Below are 17,874 nucleotides of genomic sequence, written 5' to 3' on the forward strand. Positions count from 1 at the left end.
CGCAGCCGGCGCGGCGGCATCGCGGCGCGGTCCGCGGCGCTCGCCGCCGGAGCCTTGGCGCTTGCCGCCGCCCTGGCGTCCGCCCTGCGGGCTCTGGCGCGAGCCGCGCCGCTCGGTGGCGGCTGCGGCTTCCCCGGCCCCGCCGGCTTCCGCAGCGGCTTCGCCTTGCTTCGCATCGGATCCGTCGGCTTGATCGTTGCCGCGCTTGCCGGAAGAGCGGTCGCCGCGGCCGCGCCGATCAGCTGCCGGCGGACGGCTGTAGCTGTCCTCTTCGAATCGGCGCACGCCAGGCACGATCACGATGTCGTCCGGACCCGGCTCCTCGGGAGGAGCGTCCGGATCGGCGCTGAGCGGCTCCTTCAGCTCCAAGATGAAGTAAGCGCACCCGAAATTGCAATATTCATTGACATATTCCATGATGGCGGAAAATGCGGTATCCCGGTTCGCTTTGGGGCTATCGTCCCGATAGAAGCCCTTGAGCCTCAGCTGGCTGTAGCCCCAGTCGCCGAGAATATAATCGTAGCGCTCCAGGATGTCGCTGTAGCGATCGCGGAACACCTCCGCATTCCAGGCGGTTTTGTGCTCATGGATAAGCTCGTACTTTCTCGTGCCGACGAATATCAAGTCCGTACCCTCCTCGCGGGCAGGCGGCTGCTGCTTAGACGCCTGCAGCCGCTCCAGTTGCGGATTTCACCTGTTCATGCGCATGGTAGGAGCTGCGCACCATAGGACCGGATTCCACGTGGCTGAAGCCGCGCGCCATTCCTTCTTCCTTGAGCTGCTTGAACTCGTCCGGATGCACGTAGCGTTCGACAGCCAAATGATTCGAGGACGGCTGCAGATACTGGCCAAGTGTCAGGATATTGCAGTCCACGGCGCGCAGATCGTCCATTGAAGCCAGTATTTCTTCGTATTTTTCTCCGACGCCCAGCATGATGCTGGACTTGGTCGGAATGTCGGGATTCATTTCCTTGGCGCGCTTCAGAAGCTCCAGCGAACGGGCATATTTGGCGCGAGCCCGGACGCGGTCAGACATGCGCTCGACCGTTTCGATGTTGTGGTTGAGGATGTCCGGCTTGGCGTCCATGACCGTCTGCAGCGATTCCCGCTTCCCGAGAAAATCGGGGATGAGGACTTCGACGCTGCAGAGAGGGAGCCGCTTGCGGATGGCTTTGATCGTCTCGGCGAAAATCATCGCGCCGCCATCGGAGAGGTCATCGCGTGCAACGGAGGTGACGACGCAGTGGCGCAGTCCCATCTGCTCCGCAGCTTCCGCCACGCGCTCGGGCTCCTGGAGATCGAGCTCCGTCGGCAGGCCCGTCTTGACCGCGCAGAAGCGGCAGGCGCGCGTGCAGATATCGCCCAGAATCATGAAGGTAGCCGTGCGGTTGGCCCAGCATTCGTAAATATTGGGGCAGCGAGCTTCCTCGCATACCGTATGCAGCGTCTTGGAACGCATCATATCTTTAAGCTCAGCATAGTTGCCGTCCGTCGACAGCTTGATCTTCAGCCATTCCGGCTTCGGGAGCTTCGGCTTGGGAGCTCTCGTACTCATGAAATCCCCTGCTTTCCTGTAAATAGCTCATAAATCGCGTATAAGGTACGATACCGTCAAACTGTCATCTATTATAACATGTTTCGGATAAAAACCAATCGCCGTGCAGAACCTAGGGCAAAGCTTCATTTTGCCGTGGAGGAGGAATACCGTGTTGAAAATAATGATGTTCGCGGCGGCCTCTATTTTGCTGCTGTCCGCAGGCGCCGGAGCCGTATCCGCCGCAGCCGTGCCGGAATCCGCCGGGCAGGATCAGGCTGTGGAAGCGTCCTACAATGAAGAGCGCAAGCCGGTATACGCCCGGATGGCTCTCCTTACCGGACTGGCATGGGAGCAAGTCGCCGCCCTCGACCAATACGAGCGGACACTCGGCAAAGCCCGTCCCAAATCAAGGCCAAAATTAGGGAAATGGGCTGGCGTATATGTAACCCCGGAGCAGTGGACGGGCGCTCTCAACCCCGATGTCGACGACCGCAATCCCGATTCCATCCTCGTCTTTGGCGGAATAGGCAAGGACGGGGACGGAGACGGGAAGGCCGATCCGGCCAGCGACCTCGATCTGCTGTACTCCCAATCGGCCGCGATCGCCAAATATGGAACAGCACCGGACGATTTCGTCATCGGCGTGTGGGAATACTACCACAATATCCGGGCCGTCCAGCGGGTGAGCCAGTTCGCCCAGCTATACAAGACATACGGCAGGGTTGATCTGTCCGGAAGCGCGTTTCCCGTTCCCGTTGGAACCAATTATTCCTATCGCAGCACCTGGGGCACCGCGCGCGGCTGGGGAGGCCATCGGATTCACGAAGGAACGGATATTTTCGCCGACTACGGCCTTCCTGTACGAAGCACCTGCTACGGCATCGTGGAGAACATGGGCTGGAACAATTACGGAGGGTGGAGAATCGGAATCCGCGACGCCGAGAACCGCTACCACTATTACGCCCACCTGTCCGGCTTCGACAAATCGCTGAAAACCGGACAAGCCGTGACGCCCGGCCAGACGCTCGGCTGGGTCGGCAGCTCCGGATACGGCAAGCCCGGCACATCGGGAAAATTCCCGCCGCATTTGCATTACGGCATTTATCGTGACCGAGGCATGGTGGAATGGGCATTCGACCCATATCCGCTGCTGAAGCAGTGGGAACGGCAGGAGTTAAAAGCCAAGAAGGCGAAAGGGAAATGATCCAGCAAACAAAGCAGGCGGAAGGCTCTTTAGCCTTTGCCTGCTTTGTTTTGTTGGTCCGCCAATAGTTACGGCTCGCTAATGCCGTTGGCTGAATCTGGAGTCAGCGAATCCGGAGCTTCTCCTTGGATGGTTATGTCCCCCACTCGCTCAATGCTGCCCGGAGCCGCCGCCCGTGTCCGGGTCCGTCGGGATGGGAGGCAGGGCGAGAGCAGGCGCGGAAGCTTTGGCGTCGCCGACCGGATTGCCTTTGCCATCGTAATAATAGCTTGGAACATCGCCGACTACCATCAGATAAGAGACCGGGATTTCCGTCTCCAGAGACTGGGAGCTGGAATCGAACGGAATGATGACGGACAGCTCGGTTTTGATCCGGATATAGACTTCAACCAGAACCATATTGATGCCGGCATCGCTTTTGCGAGTGCCCAGCTCTACCTGAGCGTCTCCGAGCGGCTCGAAGCGGATCGGAATGCGCGGACCGAAGGAAGCAAGCAGCGCGCTTCCGAAAGCCTGGCCGATCGGAATGCCTTCCTTGAATTTGTCGCTGCCCTTCAGCGTGCTCTGCACCGTCTGGACCGTTTGCGCGGTTATTTTCATATGCTCGTTGTAATTCATCATGAAAGCGGCTATCTTGCCGTTGTCGCCTGTCTTCCAATCGATCAGGTTCTGCAGATCCGTTCCGGAAGCCACCTGCTCCGTAATCGCCTTGTTGATCGCTTCGGTCATGATCTGCTTCACCTTGATCTGCGCCACTCTCATCAGAGGGGGCTGAAGCTTCCTTTCGACGAACACGTAAGCGTTCACCGTGCCGGCCAGAACGAGAAGGGCCAGGAACAGCAGCCACCACCGTTTGCGGATTCTGCGCGGATGGGGAACGGATGGAGGAGTCCACCCTTGAACTCGGGCAATGCTTATTCTCCGTGAGGTCGTCCGGGCCGACGGCCTCCACTGCGCGGACGGCTTGGAAGCTCCCGGCCTCCAGCCTCCAGAAGCACGCGGCTTGGCCATGCGCATTCGTTTGGCCGGAGCAACCGGCATTTTCCATCTGACTCGCCTTCCCCATCGGGCCACTGGCCATCCCTCCCGGCTTCGTTCGCTTTTGCTACAGCCTATGCGTACAAGGCCGCAATCAGAAGGACAATGCAGGGATTTCAGCATGAAGATCGCTCAGCCATCGAGGAGAGAAAATTCAATCCAGCCCTCGCCAAAAGAAAAAAGGCCAGCCGACCGGCTGGCCTGGTCAGAGACGAAAAGTCCCTGCCTGCAAGCCGGCTGGCCTAGTTAGAGACGAAAAGCCCCTGCCTGCAAGCTGCAGACAGGGGCTTGCCCGGGATCATCGCCGCCAGCCTGAACAACTGGCAGTCCATTTTTAACGGCTGCCGCCCTCATTCATAGACAGCGAAGCGATGTACGGGATTTCCGAAAGCCGGGCTAGATGCCGCATTTTCATCGTCGCCGGACAGACGGGAGGCAAGATCCTTGAACCAGCCCTCGTCCTTGGTCATCAGCGCCAGCTCGATCAAGCTCCTCAGTTCCGCTTCGGTTGCAGGCTCATGGACATCCAGCTTACGCACCTTCGATGTCCTCGCCCCGACCTTTTTGCCGATGATGCGTTCGCGGTCGCTCTGGGTAACGTGGATCCGGCAGGTGTCGGAGTCGACCGAATCGATATAACCGATGAAGCGTTCATCCATGACTGTGGTCCCGCTGACCCAATCCCCCATGCCGATAAGGTAATCTACTGAACTCATTTTCCCATGCCTCCCCAGAATCTATATTCAAAAAAGTGACAGTTAGCTCGTAAAACAGCTCCGCATCAGCGCCTGGCAGCCTAGCCTAGCGCTGCGGTCTGGGCGGACTTGATGCGGTCCAGCACGTCGCGGATCGTCATGCTTTCCAGATGCTGAAGCAGCTTCTCCTCGGTCTCCATGAAGATGACGTCCATGACGCTCGCCATATTGCAGGCGACAAGGCAGTCTCCTTCTACGGTACCGGAGCACCACGAAGGCTTCATCGTTCCGATGGAGGTCGCCCGATAAATTTCGGCAAGCGTTACGCTCTCCGGGCTGCAATGAAGGATATAGCCGCCGCCCAGCCCTTCCTTGGTCACGACGTAATTCCGCTTTTTCAAGCAGCTCATCACCTTGCGGACTCGGGAGGGATGCGTATTCACGTTGTTCGCAATCGCTTCGCTCGTCGCCATCCGGTCAGGACGGTATGCCAGATAGACGAGGCTATGCACGGCAATCGTGAATTCACTGTTCATCCATATCCTCTCCCCTCTGCAAGCTTACTGTTATTCTACAGGTAACAGTTGTCGAAGTCAACTGAATCAGCAAAGCCGATTCAATGGCCTATGCGCAGCTGCTGTCGCTCACAGGAGCGTTCAAGCCGAATCTCGTCCAACACCCAGCCGGCGGTAATTGAAGAAGTTTGGATGCCAAGCATTCGTTTTATTGACGCTGCGAGCATAATTCGAATTGGAATTATACAAAATTAAATTGTTGCAGAAATTTTAATTGAATTCTATACTATTGTTGAAATATGGAAGCGTATTCAGAAAATCTGAAAGGAGGTGACTCCGCTTATCGAATCGCCTTGAGGCGCAGCCGCCGGCTTCTCATCGAAAGCAGCCGCTGCCGATTTAAAGTCAGCAGCATGATTCGGCATTTAAGCCAAGGCATGGCCAATCAATCTTCAGGAGGTTTTGTAACGTGTCCATTTCCCGCTCCGCCTGGCTGTGCGCTATTGCGCTCATTCTGATCTCTATCGCGCTCGGAGCCGTCAACTCCCCTTCCGCCAAAGCCGCAACGGTCAATCTGGCGCTTGGCAAGCCGGTTACGGTCTCCTCGGTCCAAAGCTCCGAATACGGCGGCTCCAACGCCGTCGACGGCAATACATCCACCCGCTGGTCGTCCAATACGAACGATCAGCAGTATATCATCGTCGATCTCGGCGCGGCCCGCTCCATCTCCAGCGTCGTGCTGCGCTGGGAAGCCGCTTACGCCAAAGGCTTCCAGATTCAAACCTCGAACGACAATGCGACCTGGACGACCGTCTACTCCAATTACAGCGGCACAGGCGGCAACAGCACGATCACCTTCTCCGCCAACGCCCGCTATGTGAAAATGTACGCCTTCACCCGCGCGACCGCCTACGGCTACTCCCTTTATGAATTTGAAATTTACGGCGACGATGGCGGCAGCTCTTCTGCAGGAAATCTCGCCCTCGGCAAGCCGGTCTCTGTCTCCTCGACTGAGGATTCCACCACTCCGGCCTCCTATGCGGTCGACGGCAACGCTTCCACACGCTGGAGCTCTTCCTATGCCGACCAACAGTACATCTATGTCGATCTCGGCTCCCAGCAAAGCATCGCCAAAGTCGTGCTGAAATGGGAAGCGGCTTATGCCAAGCAGTTCCAGGTCCAGACCTCGACCGACAACAGCTCCTGGACGACCGTTTACTCCAATTACAGCGGCACAGGCGGCACCAATACGATCACCTTCTCTCCCACGACAGCCCGCTACGTCAAGGTATATCTGATCCAGCGCGCTACGACCTACGGCTTCTCCCTCTATGAATTCGAAGTCTACAGCAGCGCAGGGGGAGGCGGCGGCACCGGCGTCGCGGCCGTCAAGCAGCGCGTTCTGGATTACCTGAACGGAATCTCCGGCAACCATACGATCGTCGGCATCGAGAACAAAAACGCCGGCACGCCGACAAGCGACAGCAACACCGTCGCGTCCATCGCCGGACGCACGCCATCCTTGTGGGGCGGCGACTTCGGCTTCGGCAGCGGAGCCGTCGACAAGCGCCAGACGATGATCAACGAAGCCAAAAACCAGTTCAACAAAGGCGCGCTCGTCACCCTGATGTATCATGCCTGCGCGCCGACCCGCGACGAATATTGCAGCTGGGACGACATCGGCGGAGCGAACCCGGCCAAGCTGACCGACGCCCAATTCACCCAGCTCACGACGCCGGGAACGAGCCTGTACAATGCGTGGATCGGCCGCCTCGACACGTTGTCGACGTATTTGCAGGACCTGGAGAACAACAATGTCGTCGTTCTGTTCCGTCCCTTCCACGAGATGAACCAATGCGTCTTCTGGTGGTCCTGCCACAAGGGGTCGAACGGAACCGCCAAGCTGTACCAGATCACCCATGATTATTTGACGAATACGAAAGGACTGGAGAACATCATCTGGGTTTGGAATATCCAGGACTTCTCCAATCTCAGCACGGAAATCGACGCCTACAATCCGGGTACTTCCTATTTCGATATCGCTTCTCTGGACGTCTACAATACGGGGTATACCACGACGAATTACAATACGATGCTGCGAGTGTCGGGAGGGAAGCCGATCGCGATCGGAGAATGCCAGTTCATGCCTTCCGCTTCGCTGCTCGCCAGCCAGAACAAATGGATTTACGCCATGCTCTGGCCGGACTTCATCGAGGACAATCGAAGCACGCTCCCGGGCATTTACGCTGCCGCCAACGTGCTGACGCTCGATGAGATGCCGGGCTGGAAGTAATCATGCGCATCGCCTCTCCAGCAATTGAATGGACGTAAAACGTCCGGACACAAACTTTCTCCTTGCCTTCAGGCCCGCGCATGCGGGCCTGTTCGGCTTGGACTTCATTTTCGCGCAAGAAACCGAAGCTACAAAGCACTGCCCGACTGCCCAAAGCCTTGCCGCTGGAGCCAAAGTCCGCAAACTGCATGCCAGCTCGCCACATGTGGATCTTCATCCGCGAGGCCCATTCCGTGCCGTCCCTTTTCATAGACATGCAGGTCGAACGGCACGCCGGCGCGGCTGAGAGCGGCAGCAAACAGCAGGCTGTTCTCTACCGGGACGGCGCCATCGTCGGATGTATGCCAAAGAAACACTGGCGGAGTGTCTGCGTTTACTTGAAGATTCGGACTGAGCCGTTCCACCAGCGCCGGATCGGGATCAAGGCCGAGCAGATTGATGCGAGACCCTTCGTGGGTATAGGCGAGGTCCATCGAGATGACCGGATAGCAAAGGATGGCTGCGTTCGGCCGGCTCGATATCCGGTCCTCCGGATCCTGAGCATCCGGCTGTCCGTCATCGTACAGAGTCGCCGCGGTCGCGGCGAGATGCCCGCCCGCGGAGAAGCCGAGCACGCCGATTCGATCCGGCTCGAGGCCCCATTCCGGCGCATGATGACGTACATGGCGAATAGCCCGCTGCACATCGTCCTGCGGGGACGGATAGGTATAAGGCGCGACTCTATAACGAAGCACAAAAGCAGAGATGCCAAGAGTGTTCAACCATAGAGCGATCGGTTCGCCTTCATGCTCCGCCCGCATCCCATAACCGCCGCCAGGGCATACAACGACGGCGCTTCCAGCTCCCTCAACCAGGTAAGGCGCCAGCGCCGGACGGTCTTCCTCGCCGTCGCCAGCCGCCAGCGGCGCTCCGGACGGCCATAATTCAATCATCTGGCGATTGTCGCTCCTCACAAGCCATCTCTCCTTTTTTCTCCTGCAATATCATGGTTCTACTTAAGTAGAGACAATTGAAATTCGTTCTTGCATGAAGCTGTTTCCCCGCGAGTCTTTCCCAACCTGGTCTATTGAAACCAATCCGGAAACTTCCGCTGCAAATAGGCCAGCTTGGCCTCCGTCTGCCTCGACCCGCCGCCCTCGTGGCCATTGAACGGATAGATGTTCATTTCCTTCTCCGTCCGAATCCGGTTATAGGTTGCGAAATACATCTGCGGCGGACAGACCTCGTCCTTGAGGGCGACCGAAGCGAGCACCGGACAATGGATGCGGTCGGCCATGTTCATCGTGTCGAAGTAGCTCAGATTGTCCAGGACGAGATCCGTCTGCTCCGGATGCCGCTTCAAATATTCCGTGACGCCGCCGAAGGCGCCATGGCAGCCCTCGACGCGGGCCTCTAGATTGCTGTTGCTCGGAACGTCGACCAGGACTGCCGCTGGCCGGTCGTCCAGAGCCGACACCGCCATCCCGAGCGCCCCGCCCTGGCTGACGCCTTCGATGACGATGCGGGCGGGATCGATCTCCGCCTGGGCGCAGGCGAAGTCGATCGCCTTGAGGCAGTCCATATAGGCATGCCGATAGTAGTATTCCATCTTGTCATGGACGCCTTTGACGGCGACGTTCCCGACAAAGCCATGCGTATAGGAGGCGCTGTTCCCGGTCGGTCCGCCCTGGTCGCGGCAATCGACGGAGAGCACGGCAAGGCCCATCATCGCCCAATGCATATGATCCGACGGCTCGCCTCTGCTTCCCGAGAAGCCATGATAATGGATGAGGCAGGGATAGCTTTCCTTCTTCAGAAAATGCGGAACGATCAGCCATCCCCGGATGGAGGTCTCGTCCATTCCGTTGTAAGAAATATCGTAGACGCCGACATGCCGGCTCGGATAGTCGATCTGCGTCCGCTGCGGCTGCAGCGGCACCGCCTTGGCCTGATTCAGAGTCTGATACCAGAAGGCGTCGAAATCTTCTTTTTTGGTCAGCTCGGGCAAATAGCCGTAGAGCTCCTTGGTTGCTTTTTCGATATAACCCATACTGACTTGATGCTCCCTTCGCAATCGATAACCATCGTCGCTTTCAACATTCGACTCCTGCGCCGCGAGTCCTCCTTGGCAGCAGCTTCAGCCGCATGGAGCGTTGCGGGATCGACAAAAAAATCGCCCCTCCAACCTCATCTCGAGGGGAAAGGCGATTCTGATCATGGAGCGCCCCGTCAGGCCAAATGGCAGGCCACGTAATGCTCTCCGCCCATATGGCGGAACTCCGGCACCTCAAGCTTGCAGCGCTCGACGGCCAGCGGACAGCGCGTATGGAATTTGCAGCCGGACGGCGGGTTGGCGGGATTCGGAATATCCCCCCGCAGCACGATCCGCTCCCGCTTCAGCTTCGGAATCGGCACCGGAACCGCGGACAGCAGAGCCTTCGTATACGGGTGGAGCGGCGTGAGGAACAGCTCGTCCCGCGTGCCCGTCTCCATCATCGAGCCGAGGTACATGACCCCGATCCGGTTGCACAAATGCTCCACCACGCTGAGATCGTGGGAGATGAACAGATAGGAAAGGTTCCTCGTCTCCTGCAGATGGCGGAACAGGTTGATGATCTGCGCCTGGATGGAGACGTCGAGCGCCGACACCGGCTCGTCCGCGATGATGAGATCCGGATTCAGCGCGAGCGCGCGGGCGATGCCGATCCGCTGGCGCTGCCCGCCGCTGAATTCATGCGGCAGCCTGTCGATATGGTACGCCGACAGCCCGCAGGACGCCAGAACCTCCTGCACCCGATCGCGGATTTCCTCCCTCGGCACCAGGCCGTGGTCCAGCAGCGCCTCGCCGATGGCATCGCCGATCCGCACGCGGGGATTGAGCGAGCTGTACGGATCCTGGAAGATCAGCTGCAGCTCGGGGCGCAGCCTGCGGAGCTTCTCGGACGGAAGATCATACAGATTCTGCCCCTTGAAGCGGACTTCGCCATCCGTTTTTTCCGTCAGCCGCACGATCGTTTTGCCGACCGTGCTTTTGCCGCTGCCGGACTCGCCGACAAGCCCGAACGTTTCGCCCGGAGAGATCGTCAGGCTGATGTCGTCCACCGCCTTGACATGTCCGACGGTGCGGTTCAGCACCCCGGCCTTGATCGGAAAGTATTTCTTCAAGTTCCGCACTTCCAGCAAAGCCTCAGACATGGGCCAGCGCCCCCTCTTCATACAGCCAGCAAGCCGTTTTCTGGCCTTGCCCGACATCCTTCAGCTTCGGCTCCTGGGTCACGCAGATCGCCATGCAATGCTCGCAGCGATCGTGGAAGTAGCAGGATTCCGTCAGCTCGAGCGGATTCGGAACTTGTCCGGGAATGGAATAAAGCGTGTCCTTGCGCTGGTTGATGATCGGCTTGGACTTCAGCAGTCCTTGCGTATACGGATGCTTCGGATGGTTGAACAGCTCGACGACCTCGCCTTCCTCGACGACCTTGCCGGAATACATGACCACGACGTAGTCGGCCATCTCCGCGACGACGCCGAGATCATGCGTGATGAGCAGGATCGACATCCCGCCTTCATCCTTGAGGCTGCGCAGCAGGTCCAGGATCTGAGCCTGGATCGTTACGTCAAGAGCGGTCGTCGGCTCGTCGGCGATCAGCAGCTTCGGTTCGCAGGACACCGCGATCGCGATCATGACGCGCTGCAGCATGCCGCCGCTCAGCTCATGCGGATACGATTCCATGATCTGCTCCGGCCGCGAGATTCCGACGAGAGCAATAAGCTCGATCGCCCGCGCCCGCGCCTCCTTCCGGCTCAGCTTGCGATGCTCCATCAGCGGCTCGACGATCTGCTCGCCGATCTTGAGCACCGGATTGAGCGAAGACATCGGCTCCTGGAAGATCATGGCGATATCGTTGCCGCGCACGGTGCGCAGTTCGCTCGCCTTCATGGCAAGCAGATCGCGCCCGTCGAATTCGATGGCGCCTCCGACGACTTTGCCGGACGGGCCTTCCACCAATCCCATGACCGACATCGCCGTAATGCTTTTGCCGCAGCCGGACTCGCCGACGATGCAGACCGTTTCGCCGGCCCGCACATGCAGGCTGACTCCGTCGACGGCCCGCACCGTGCCGGCTTCCGTGCTGAAATGCGTTTTCAGTTGCTCGATATGCAGCAAGTCTTTCACGACCCGCACCTACCTTCCCTTTTTCGGGTCCAGAACGTCCCTCAGTCCGTCACCGAAAATATTGATGGCGACTACCGTCACGAAGATGGAGAGACCCGGCGGAATCCACAGCCAAGGACGCTTCTCGAAATCGATCATGTTGTTGGCCGCGTCGATCATGTTGCCCCAGGTCGGAGTCGGCGGCGTGACGCCGAGGCCGAAGAAGCTGAGTACGGATTCGCTGAGAATCGCGCCGCCGATATTCAGCGTGGCGATGACGATCAGAAGCGGCACCAGATTGGGAAACAGATGGTTGAACAGCTTGCGGCGGCTGCGCAGGCCGAGCACCGTCGTCGCCTGCATGAACTCGCGTTCCCGGAGGCTGAGGATCTGGCCCCGGACCATGCGGGCCAGGCCCGGCCAGCCGACGATCGCCAGCATGATCATGACGATGTACATCCGGTAGTCGGGAGGAACCTTCCATTCCGAGAGGAGCGCTCCTGCGATGAAGAGCAAGGGAAGGCTGGGAATCGTCAGCAGCAGATCCGCGATCCGCATGATGATCTGATCGGCTACGCCGCGGTAATAACCTGCGATGATGCCGAGCAAGCCGCCCAGCAAGACGGACAGCACCATGGATGCCAGTCCTACCGTGAGCGAGATGCGGCCCGCCTGGAGCACGCGGGTCAGCACATCCCTGCCGAGCGCGTCGGTGCCGAGCCAATGCTTGGCGCTGGGAGCCTTGTTCATCAGCGCCATATTGATCTTGTTGTCCGCGTACGGAGAGAACATCGGGCCGAGGAAGCAGACCGCAAACATGAAGACGACGACGGCGAAGCCGAATACGGCCAGCTTGTTCTTCAGAAGCCTGCGGAGCGAATCGCCCCAGAGCGAGGATTTCGCCGCCGCTTTCGCTTTCGCCTTGCCCGGTCCGGCGAGCTCGCCTTTTGCAAGTGACATGGATGGCAGCCTCCTTCCTATAGTTTGACGCGCGGATCCGCCACGCGGTACAGAATGTCGGACAGCAGCGTTCCGATGACGGTCAGAACGGCCAGGAACATCGTGAAGCCCATGAGCAGCGGATAATCGCGCAAGCCGAACGACTTCATGTACAGCTGGCCGATGCCCGGCCAGTTGAAGATGCTCTCGATGATGAGCGAGCCTCCGAACAGAGCCGGCAGCTCGAAGCCAACGAGCGTGATCGCCGGCAGCAGGGCGTTGCGCAGCGCATGGGTGAACAGCACCTTGCGCTCGGTCAGCCCTTTGGCCCGTGCGGTACGGATATAGTCCTGCTTGAGGACATCGATCATGTTGCTGCGGAAGTATCTCGTCAGAGAGCCAAGGCCGAGCAGCGTCATGACGGCGACCGGCAGCGTCATATGGCGGAGCACCTCAAGCGCATAATCCCATCCGGCCGCATTGCTGCCTGTCGTCGTGATGCCTCCCGGCGGCAGCCAGTGGAGATCGACCGCGAAAATCTTGATCAGGAACAGGCCGATGAAGAAAGACGGAATCGACATCGCTCCGAATATGACCAGCATGACCAGCGTATCGAACCAGGAATACTGCTTGTACGCCGCGATGACGCCGATGACGACGGCGATGAACCAGGTGAGGAAGGTGGATACGACGGCGAGCAGGAACGAATTCCAGATATACTCGTTGAATATCGTCAGCACCGGCTTCTGCTGCGCGAGCGAGTAGCCGAAGTCGCCGTGCAGGGCGTTGCCCATCCAGGTGAAGTACCGCTCCATCAGCGGTTTGCTGAGGCCGTAAATCTCGCGCAGCTCTGCCTTCCGCTCCGGCGTCAGCTTGATGTTCCCGCTGATGAAGTCGCCTGGCGTCAGGGCATACAGCGAGAAGATCAGGAAGGAGGCTGCCAGCAGGATCAGAATCATATAGCTCAGGCGGCGGATCAAATATGTGCTCATATCGGCTCCTTAACAGGTCATCCCCTGCCGCGTTCAGTCCGGCAGGGGATGGATTCTTTTATCCGAGCATAACGATTACTGCACGTCCTTGAGCGACCATTGCGGCAGACTCGTTGCCAGGCCGTAGAACGGACTCACAGCCAAATTCTCGATCCGGGCATTGTATGCGTACACGCTCTTCTTGTAGCTTGTGAAGATGACCGGAAGCTCGTCGTTCAGCAGCTGGTAGATTTCCTTGTAGATCGCTTTGCGCTGCTCGATGTCGGTCGTCTCCAGGCCTTTTTTGTACAGCTCGGTGAATTTCGGGTTGCTGTAGCCTTTGACCTCTCCGTCCACGAACTGCATCAGGCCATCCGAAGGATCCGTAAGCATCGGCGTCGAGAAGGAGACGAGATCGTAATCCCCGCCTTCCACCTTGGAGACGAGAGAGTTGAAGTCGGCGAAGATTTCCGGCTGGAATTCCACGCCGAGCGCCTGATAGTTCTCTTTGGCTACGGCGATGAAGATATCCGTGTTCTTGCTCTTGGAGCCGAGATAATGGATCGTCAGCTTCTTGCCGTCCTTCTCGCGGATGCCGCCGGCGCCTTCTTTCCAGCCGGCTTCATCCAGCAGCGATTTCGCTTTGTCCAGGTCGTATTTGTACGGGTTGATGCCTTCTTCCGTGTACGCCCACGAGATCGGGGACGAAGGAATGTTGGCGATGCTGCCCGCTCCCTGCGCCGCATCCACGTAGATGCTTTGACGGTCGAGGCCGTAGGTCAGCGCCTGGCGCACCTTTTTGTCCTTGAGAGCTTCATGCTCCAGATTCACCTGCAGATAACCGTAGGTGCTTGGCGTATACGGAACGATATTCACGAATCCGAGAGACTTCAGCTTGTCGATGTTTTCCTGGGTGGCGCTGAAGGAGGCATAGTCGACCTCTCCGGTTTCCAGGTACTGCCAAGTGTCGCCTTCGGATGTTTTGTAGATGAAATTCGGCGTTTTCGGCTTGTCGCCGTAGTAGTTCTCATTGGCTGCGAAGCGCACTTCCTGCCCAGGCGTGAACTTGACCAGCTTATAAGGCCCGGTGCCGACCGGAGTGGCGCTCAACGACTTCATATAGCCGGTGTCGCCTTGTTTGTAGTCCTTGCCGTAGTACGCCTTGGACAGCACATCGCCGCCGAGCGTCGTCAGCGCGGCTGCATTGGCCTTCTCCAGCGTGACGCTGATCGTCTGCGGATCCGCGACCTTGATGCCTTCGATCGAAGCGGCCTTGCCTTCTTTGTAGGCCTCTGCGCCTTTGATGCCGAGCGTGTTGACCTGCGAATCGCCGTCATAGGACTTGTCGTTCAGGATCGTCCAGGTGAAGGCGACGTCTTCGGCCGCAAGCGGCGAGCCGTCGCTGAACTTCAGCCCTTGGCGAAGATGGAACGTATACGTCAGGCCGTCCTCGGAGGCTTCCCATTTCTCGGCCAGGCCCGGAACCGGCTCCGCCTTGTCGTTCACGAGAACGAGCGGGGTGTACAGCAGCGAGGACACGTTGCCGTCGTAACCGCTTTGCTGGAAGTAAGGCGTGAAGGCGCCGCTCGGGTCGGTCAAGCCGACGATGATCGTGTCGGTGCGCTGCTTGGCTGTCGCCGGCAGCTTGGATAGATCGGCTGCTTGGATGACACCCGCTGCGCCGTCCGTTGAAGCGCCGCCTGCATTGTCCGCGCCAGCGTTCACGGCTGTATTCGTCGTTCCCGATGCTCCATCGGCGGCGTTGTTTACGTTGCCGCTGTTGTCCGAGCATGCGGACAGCAGCAGCGCTCCCGCCAGCAAAACGGAGATGGATGCAGAGACTTTCATTCTTTTTTTCATAAGACCCTCCCGCTCAATCGAATAGCAGAGTATAATTCCGATTGATTAAGTATGAATTACTGAATTATCCCCATTATAGGAGCCCCATCCGGTTCTGTAAAGAGAGAACTTCAAATATTTTCTCCCTACAAAGAAAAAATAAGCCATAAAAAGAACCATTCCAGTCGATCGTCACATCGAATCTAAAATGGCTGGGTGCGGCTCAGCCTCGATATAGGCCTTCAAAGCCGCCTGCATCCTCTCCAGAGTCCCTTTCCGCAGGCTGTACACGGTCAGCGTCTCCCCTTCAAAATGGGCGTGGATGAGTCCGGCGCTCCGCAGCTTGCCGACATGGTCATGCGTAATCCCCTTGGACAGCTGCAGATGCCTGACGATCTCGATGAAGCTGCGCGGCCCTCCATGCAGGTAACGGAGAATCTTGAGCCGGCTCTTCTCGCCGAGGCTTCGGATGACACGGAAATCATGGGCGGAGAGGAAGTCGTCCTCGCTCATATCGATTCTTGCGGAATAGTAGCAGATCGTAAGCCGGCGGAAATGGCTGATGATATTGACCGGCTGGAAATGCATCTGGGGAATGAGCACCAGATCCTCCAGTCCCGGCATCGCCTCGAACACGAGACCGTTGGTCGTCTCATCGACGAAAGCCTTCTTGTCCGACCCGGGCAGGACGGCTTTCCGCTCCTCCTCTACTTGCCTCAGCCTTTCCAGGATCGCCGGATCGGCCGAGTGGAAATATTGCTCCTGCCAGCGGGAGAAGACGGAAACCGTCAGCTCCCTGAACGCCGCCATATCCTCCGGGAACTGGCTGCTGTACGGCGCCATCATTTCGTACATCTCTCCTGCGCTCAGACCGCGGAGCCAAGCGACGAAGCCCGCGACGTCATCCGCCGGACACAGGTGGATCAGCAAGAAGGTGAACTTCCAGTTGGCGTCGATCGCCAGCTCGTCCAGCAGCGCGGCGAAATCCGGCGTGAGCCGATCCCTGACCTCCGCCGCCCATGAGGACGGAAGATCCAGCTTTTTATGGGATTTGCGGCATATATAAGCGTGCAGACTGCTCATCGCTTCATGCAGCGGCTTGAACATGATGTGGACTTGATAGGTCATAATGGCACGCCCTTTTTGCGCTATCCTTGAAGATACCAGTTTGGGCGTATTCTACACGAAAACCCATTTGTTCTGCAAGCCAAAAATCAGTATCATGCCAGGTAGCTTTCTTTGACCTGCTCATCGACGATGAGCTCGGACGCCTTGCCCTGCATCGTAATTTCCCCGGTCTGGATGACATAGCCCCGATCCGCGATCTGCAGCGCATGGTAGGCGTTCTGCTCCACGAGCAGGATCGTCATGCCGGACGCGTTGAGCTCCTGGATGATTTCGAAAATCTGATCGACAAGCACGGGCGCAAGCCCCATCGACGGCTCGTCGAGCAGCAGGATATCCGGCTTCATCATCAGCCCGCGGGCGATCGCCAGCATCTGCTGCTCCCCTCCGCTCATCGTGCCGCCCGCCTGCCGGTATCTTTCCTTGAGCCTGGGGAAATAAGCAAACGCCTGCTCGATCCTTTCCTTGACGACAGCTTTGTCCTTGACGGAAAAAGCTCCCATCTCCAGGTTCTCCTTGACCGTAAGCTTCGGAAAAATCCGTCTGCCTTCCGGGACGTGGGCGATGCCGGCAGCCGCGATCTGATGGGGCAGCCAGGAGGCGACCCCCTCCCCTTTGAAGCGGATTTCTCCCGAGGTTTTGACCTGTCCGCAAATCGACTTGAGCGTGGTGGACTTGCCGGCTCCGTTGGATCCGATCAAGGTGACGATTTCTCCTTCGCCGACGGTCAGAGATATTCCCTTCAGCGCTTCGATTCCTCCGTAATAGGCCTGCACCCCGTTCAGCTCCAGCAAGCTCATGCCATCATCCCCTCTTCCACGGCGCTTTTGCCCAAATAAGCCTCGATGACTTTCGGATTGTCGCGGATGGCGGCCGGGCCTCCTTCCGCGATCTTCTCCCCATGGTCGAGCACGAGGATATGCTCGGCCAGGCGCATGACCAGCTTCATGTCGTGCTCGATCAGGATGACCGTCAGCTCGAGCTCCCGCTGCATCCTGCGGATCAGCGCGGTCAGCTCAGTCGTCTCGCGCGGATTCATGCCCGCCGCCGGCTCGTCCAGGAGCAGCACCTTCGGCTTGACGGCAAGAGCCCGGGCGACTTCCAGCCTCCTTTGCGCGCCGTAAGGCAAGCTGGACGCCTCCTCGTTGAAGTGCTTTTCAAGGCCTACATACTGGAGCAGCCGGTAAGCCTCCCGCCTCGCCTCCTGCTCCTCATGCCGCACTTTGCCCAATCCCAGAATAGTGCCAGGTATCCCCGACTTGAGATGGATATGCATGCCGACCATGACGTTTTCCAGGACGCTCATGCTTCCGAACAGACGGATGTTCTGGAACGTCCGCGCGATGCCAAGCTTTGCGATCACATGCGGCTTTGCCCGTACCAAGGATTTCCCGTCCAGCTCGATGCGGCCCCCGTCCGGAACATAGATGCCGGTGATCAGATTGAAAAAGGTCGTTTTCCCTGCCCCGTTGGGACCGATGACAGCCGATATTTCTCCTTTCGGAAAGCTGTAATCAACCCCATTCACGGCAACGAGGCCGCCGAAGCGCTTCTTGAGATTTGATACCGTCAATATCGCCATGAGG

General features: G+C 58.4%; 17 protein-coding genes. 2 read left to right on the forward strand and 15 right to left on the reverse strand.

Annotation, left to right across the window (positions count from 1 at the left end):
• Positions 1 to 624 (reverse strand): YutD family protein (locus tag ACLBWT_RS22565; protein WP_447665327.1); only part of this gene is annotated, 624 nt, incomplete at its 3' end.
• Positions 625 to 658: 34 nt separating this feature from the next.
• Positions 659 to 1,555 carry a lipoyl synthase gene (gene lipA / locus ACLBWT_RS22570; protein ID WP_447665328.1) on the reverse strand — a complete coding sequence of 299 codons (897 nt, stop codon included), beginning with the start codon at positions 1,553 to 1,555 and terminating at the stop codon, positions 659 to 661.
• Between the two features lie 163 nt (positions 1,556 to 1,718).
• Here lipA and ACLBWT_RS22575 point away from each other — a divergent pair, with 163 nt between their 5' ends.
• Complete coding sequence (locus tag ACLBWT_RS22575) at positions 1,719 to 2,741, forward strand: M23 family metallopeptidase (protein WP_447665369.1); 1,023 nt, start codon at positions 1,719 to 1,721, stop codon at positions 2,739 to 2,741.
• A gap of 150 nt (positions 2,742 to 2,891) precedes the next feature.
• Here ACLBWT_RS22575 and yunB read toward each other — a convergent pair whose 3' ends face one another.
• The 3 genes from yunB to ACLBWT_RS22590 all read right to left on the reverse strand — a co-directional run bounded on the left by yunB (position 2,892) and on the right by ACLBWT_RS22590 (position 5,010).
• Positions 2,892 to 3,815, reverse strand: a complete 924-nt coding sequence (yunB, locus tag ACLBWT_RS22580) for a sporulation protein YunB (RefSeq protein ID WP_447665329.1) — start codon at positions 3,813 to 3,815, stop codon at positions 2,892 to 2,894.
• A 314-nt stretch (positions 3,816 to 4,129) separates the two neighbouring features.
• Complete coding sequence (locus tag ACLBWT_RS22585) at positions 4,130 to 4,495, reverse strand: hypothetical protein (RefSeq protein ID WP_447665330.1); 366 nt, start codon at positions 4,493 to 4,495, stop codon at positions 4,130 to 4,132.
• A gap of 80 nt (positions 4,496 to 4,575) precedes the next feature.
• Positions 4,576 to 5,010 carry an RrF2 family transcriptional regulator gene (locus tag ACLBWT_RS22590; RefSeq protein WP_447665332.1) on the reverse strand — a complete coding sequence of 145 codons (435 nt, stop codon included), beginning with the start codon at positions 5,008 to 5,010 and terminating at the stop codon, positions 4,576 to 4,578.
• A 448-nt stretch (positions 5,011 to 5,458) separates the two neighbouring features.
• On the opposite strand from ACLBWT_RS22590, the gene ACLBWT_RS22595 reads away from it, so the two are divergent.
• Positions 5,459 to 7,282, forward strand: coding sequence for a discoidin domain-containing protein (locus tag ACLBWT_RS22595; protein ID WP_447665334.1), 1,824 nt, complete (start codon positions 5,459 to 5,461; stop codon positions 7,280 to 7,282).
• A gap of 128 nt (positions 7,283 to 7,410) precedes the next feature.
• On the opposite strand, the gene ACLBWT_RS22600 is transcribed toward ACLBWT_RS22595, so the two are convergent.
• The 10 genes from ACLBWT_RS22600 to ACLBWT_RS22645 form a co-directional block, all read right to left on the reverse strand.
• Complete coding sequence (locus ACLBWT_RS22600; RefSeq protein WP_447665335.1) at positions 7,411 to 8,214, reverse strand: alpha/beta hydrolase; 804 nt, start codon at positions 8,212 to 8,214, stop codon at positions 7,411 to 7,413.
• 131 nt (positions 8,215 to 8,345) lie between these two features.
• A complete protein-coding gene (locus ACLBWT_RS22605) occupies positions 8,346 to 9,311 on the reverse strand; it encodes an acetylxylan esterase (protein WP_447665336.1) in 966 nt (321 codons plus the stop codon).
• A gap of 179 nt (positions 9,312 to 9,490) precedes the next feature.
• Positions 9,491 to 10,456 carry an ABC transporter ATP-binding protein gene (locus tag ACLBWT_RS22610; RefSeq protein ID WP_447665337.1) on the reverse strand — a complete coding sequence of 322 codons (966 nt, stop codon included), beginning with the start codon at positions 10,454 to 10,456 and terminating at the stop codon, positions 9,491 to 9,493.
• Entirely contained in the window at positions 10,449 to 11,435 is a 987-nt protein-coding gene (locus ACLBWT_RS22615) for an ABC transporter ATP-binding protein (protein WP_447665338.1), read from the reverse strand. The genes ACLBWT_RS22610 and ACLBWT_RS22615 overlap by 8 nt, the downstream gene beginning before the upstream one ends.
• Positions 11,436 to 11,444: 9 nt before the next feature.
• Positions 11,445 to 12,374 (reverse strand): oligopeptide ABC transporter permease, encoded by a 930-nt coding sequence (opp4C, locus tag ACLBWT_RS22620; protein WP_447665339.1) that lies wholly within the window; start codon positions 12,372 to 12,374, stop codon positions 11,445 to 11,447.
• A 17-nt stretch (positions 12,375 to 12,391) separates the two neighbouring features.
• A complete protein-coding gene (locus tag ACLBWT_RS22625) occupies positions 12,392 to 13,345 on the reverse strand; it encodes an ABC transporter permease (protein WP_447665340.1) in 954 nt (317 codons plus the stop codon).
• Between the two features lie 75 nt (positions 13,346 to 13,420).
• Positions 13,421 to 15,184 (reverse strand): ABC transporter substrate-binding protein, encoded by a 1,764-nt coding sequence (locus tag ACLBWT_RS22630; RefSeq protein WP_447665341.1) that lies wholly within the window; start codon positions 15,182 to 15,184, stop codon positions 13,421 to 13,423.
• A gap of 171 nt (positions 15,185 to 15,355) precedes the next feature.
• On the reverse strand, positions 15,356 to 16,291 hold the full coding sequence (locus ACLBWT_RS22635) for an ArsR/SmtB family transcription factor (protein ID WP_447665342.1): 936 nt from the start codon (positions 16,289 to 16,291) through the stop codon (positions 15,356 to 15,358).
• 92 nt (positions 16,292 to 16,383) lie between these two features.
• Positions 16,384 to 17,088, reverse strand: coding sequence for an ABC transporter ATP-binding protein (locus tag ACLBWT_RS22640; RefSeq protein ID WP_447665343.1), 705 nt, complete (start codon positions 17,086 to 17,088; stop codon positions 16,384 to 16,386).
• Positions 17,085 to 17,870, reverse strand: coding sequence for an ABC transporter ATP-binding protein (locus ACLBWT_RS22645; RefSeq protein ID WP_447665344.1), 786 nt, complete (start codon positions 17,868 to 17,870; stop codon positions 17,085 to 17,087). Before ACLBWT_RS22645 ends, ACLBWT_RS22640 begins: the two co-directional genes overlap by 4 nt.
• Positions 17,871 to 17,874 lie beyond the last annotated feature (4 nt).

It is taken from the genome of Paenibacillus sp. D51F, assembly GCF_053345695.1.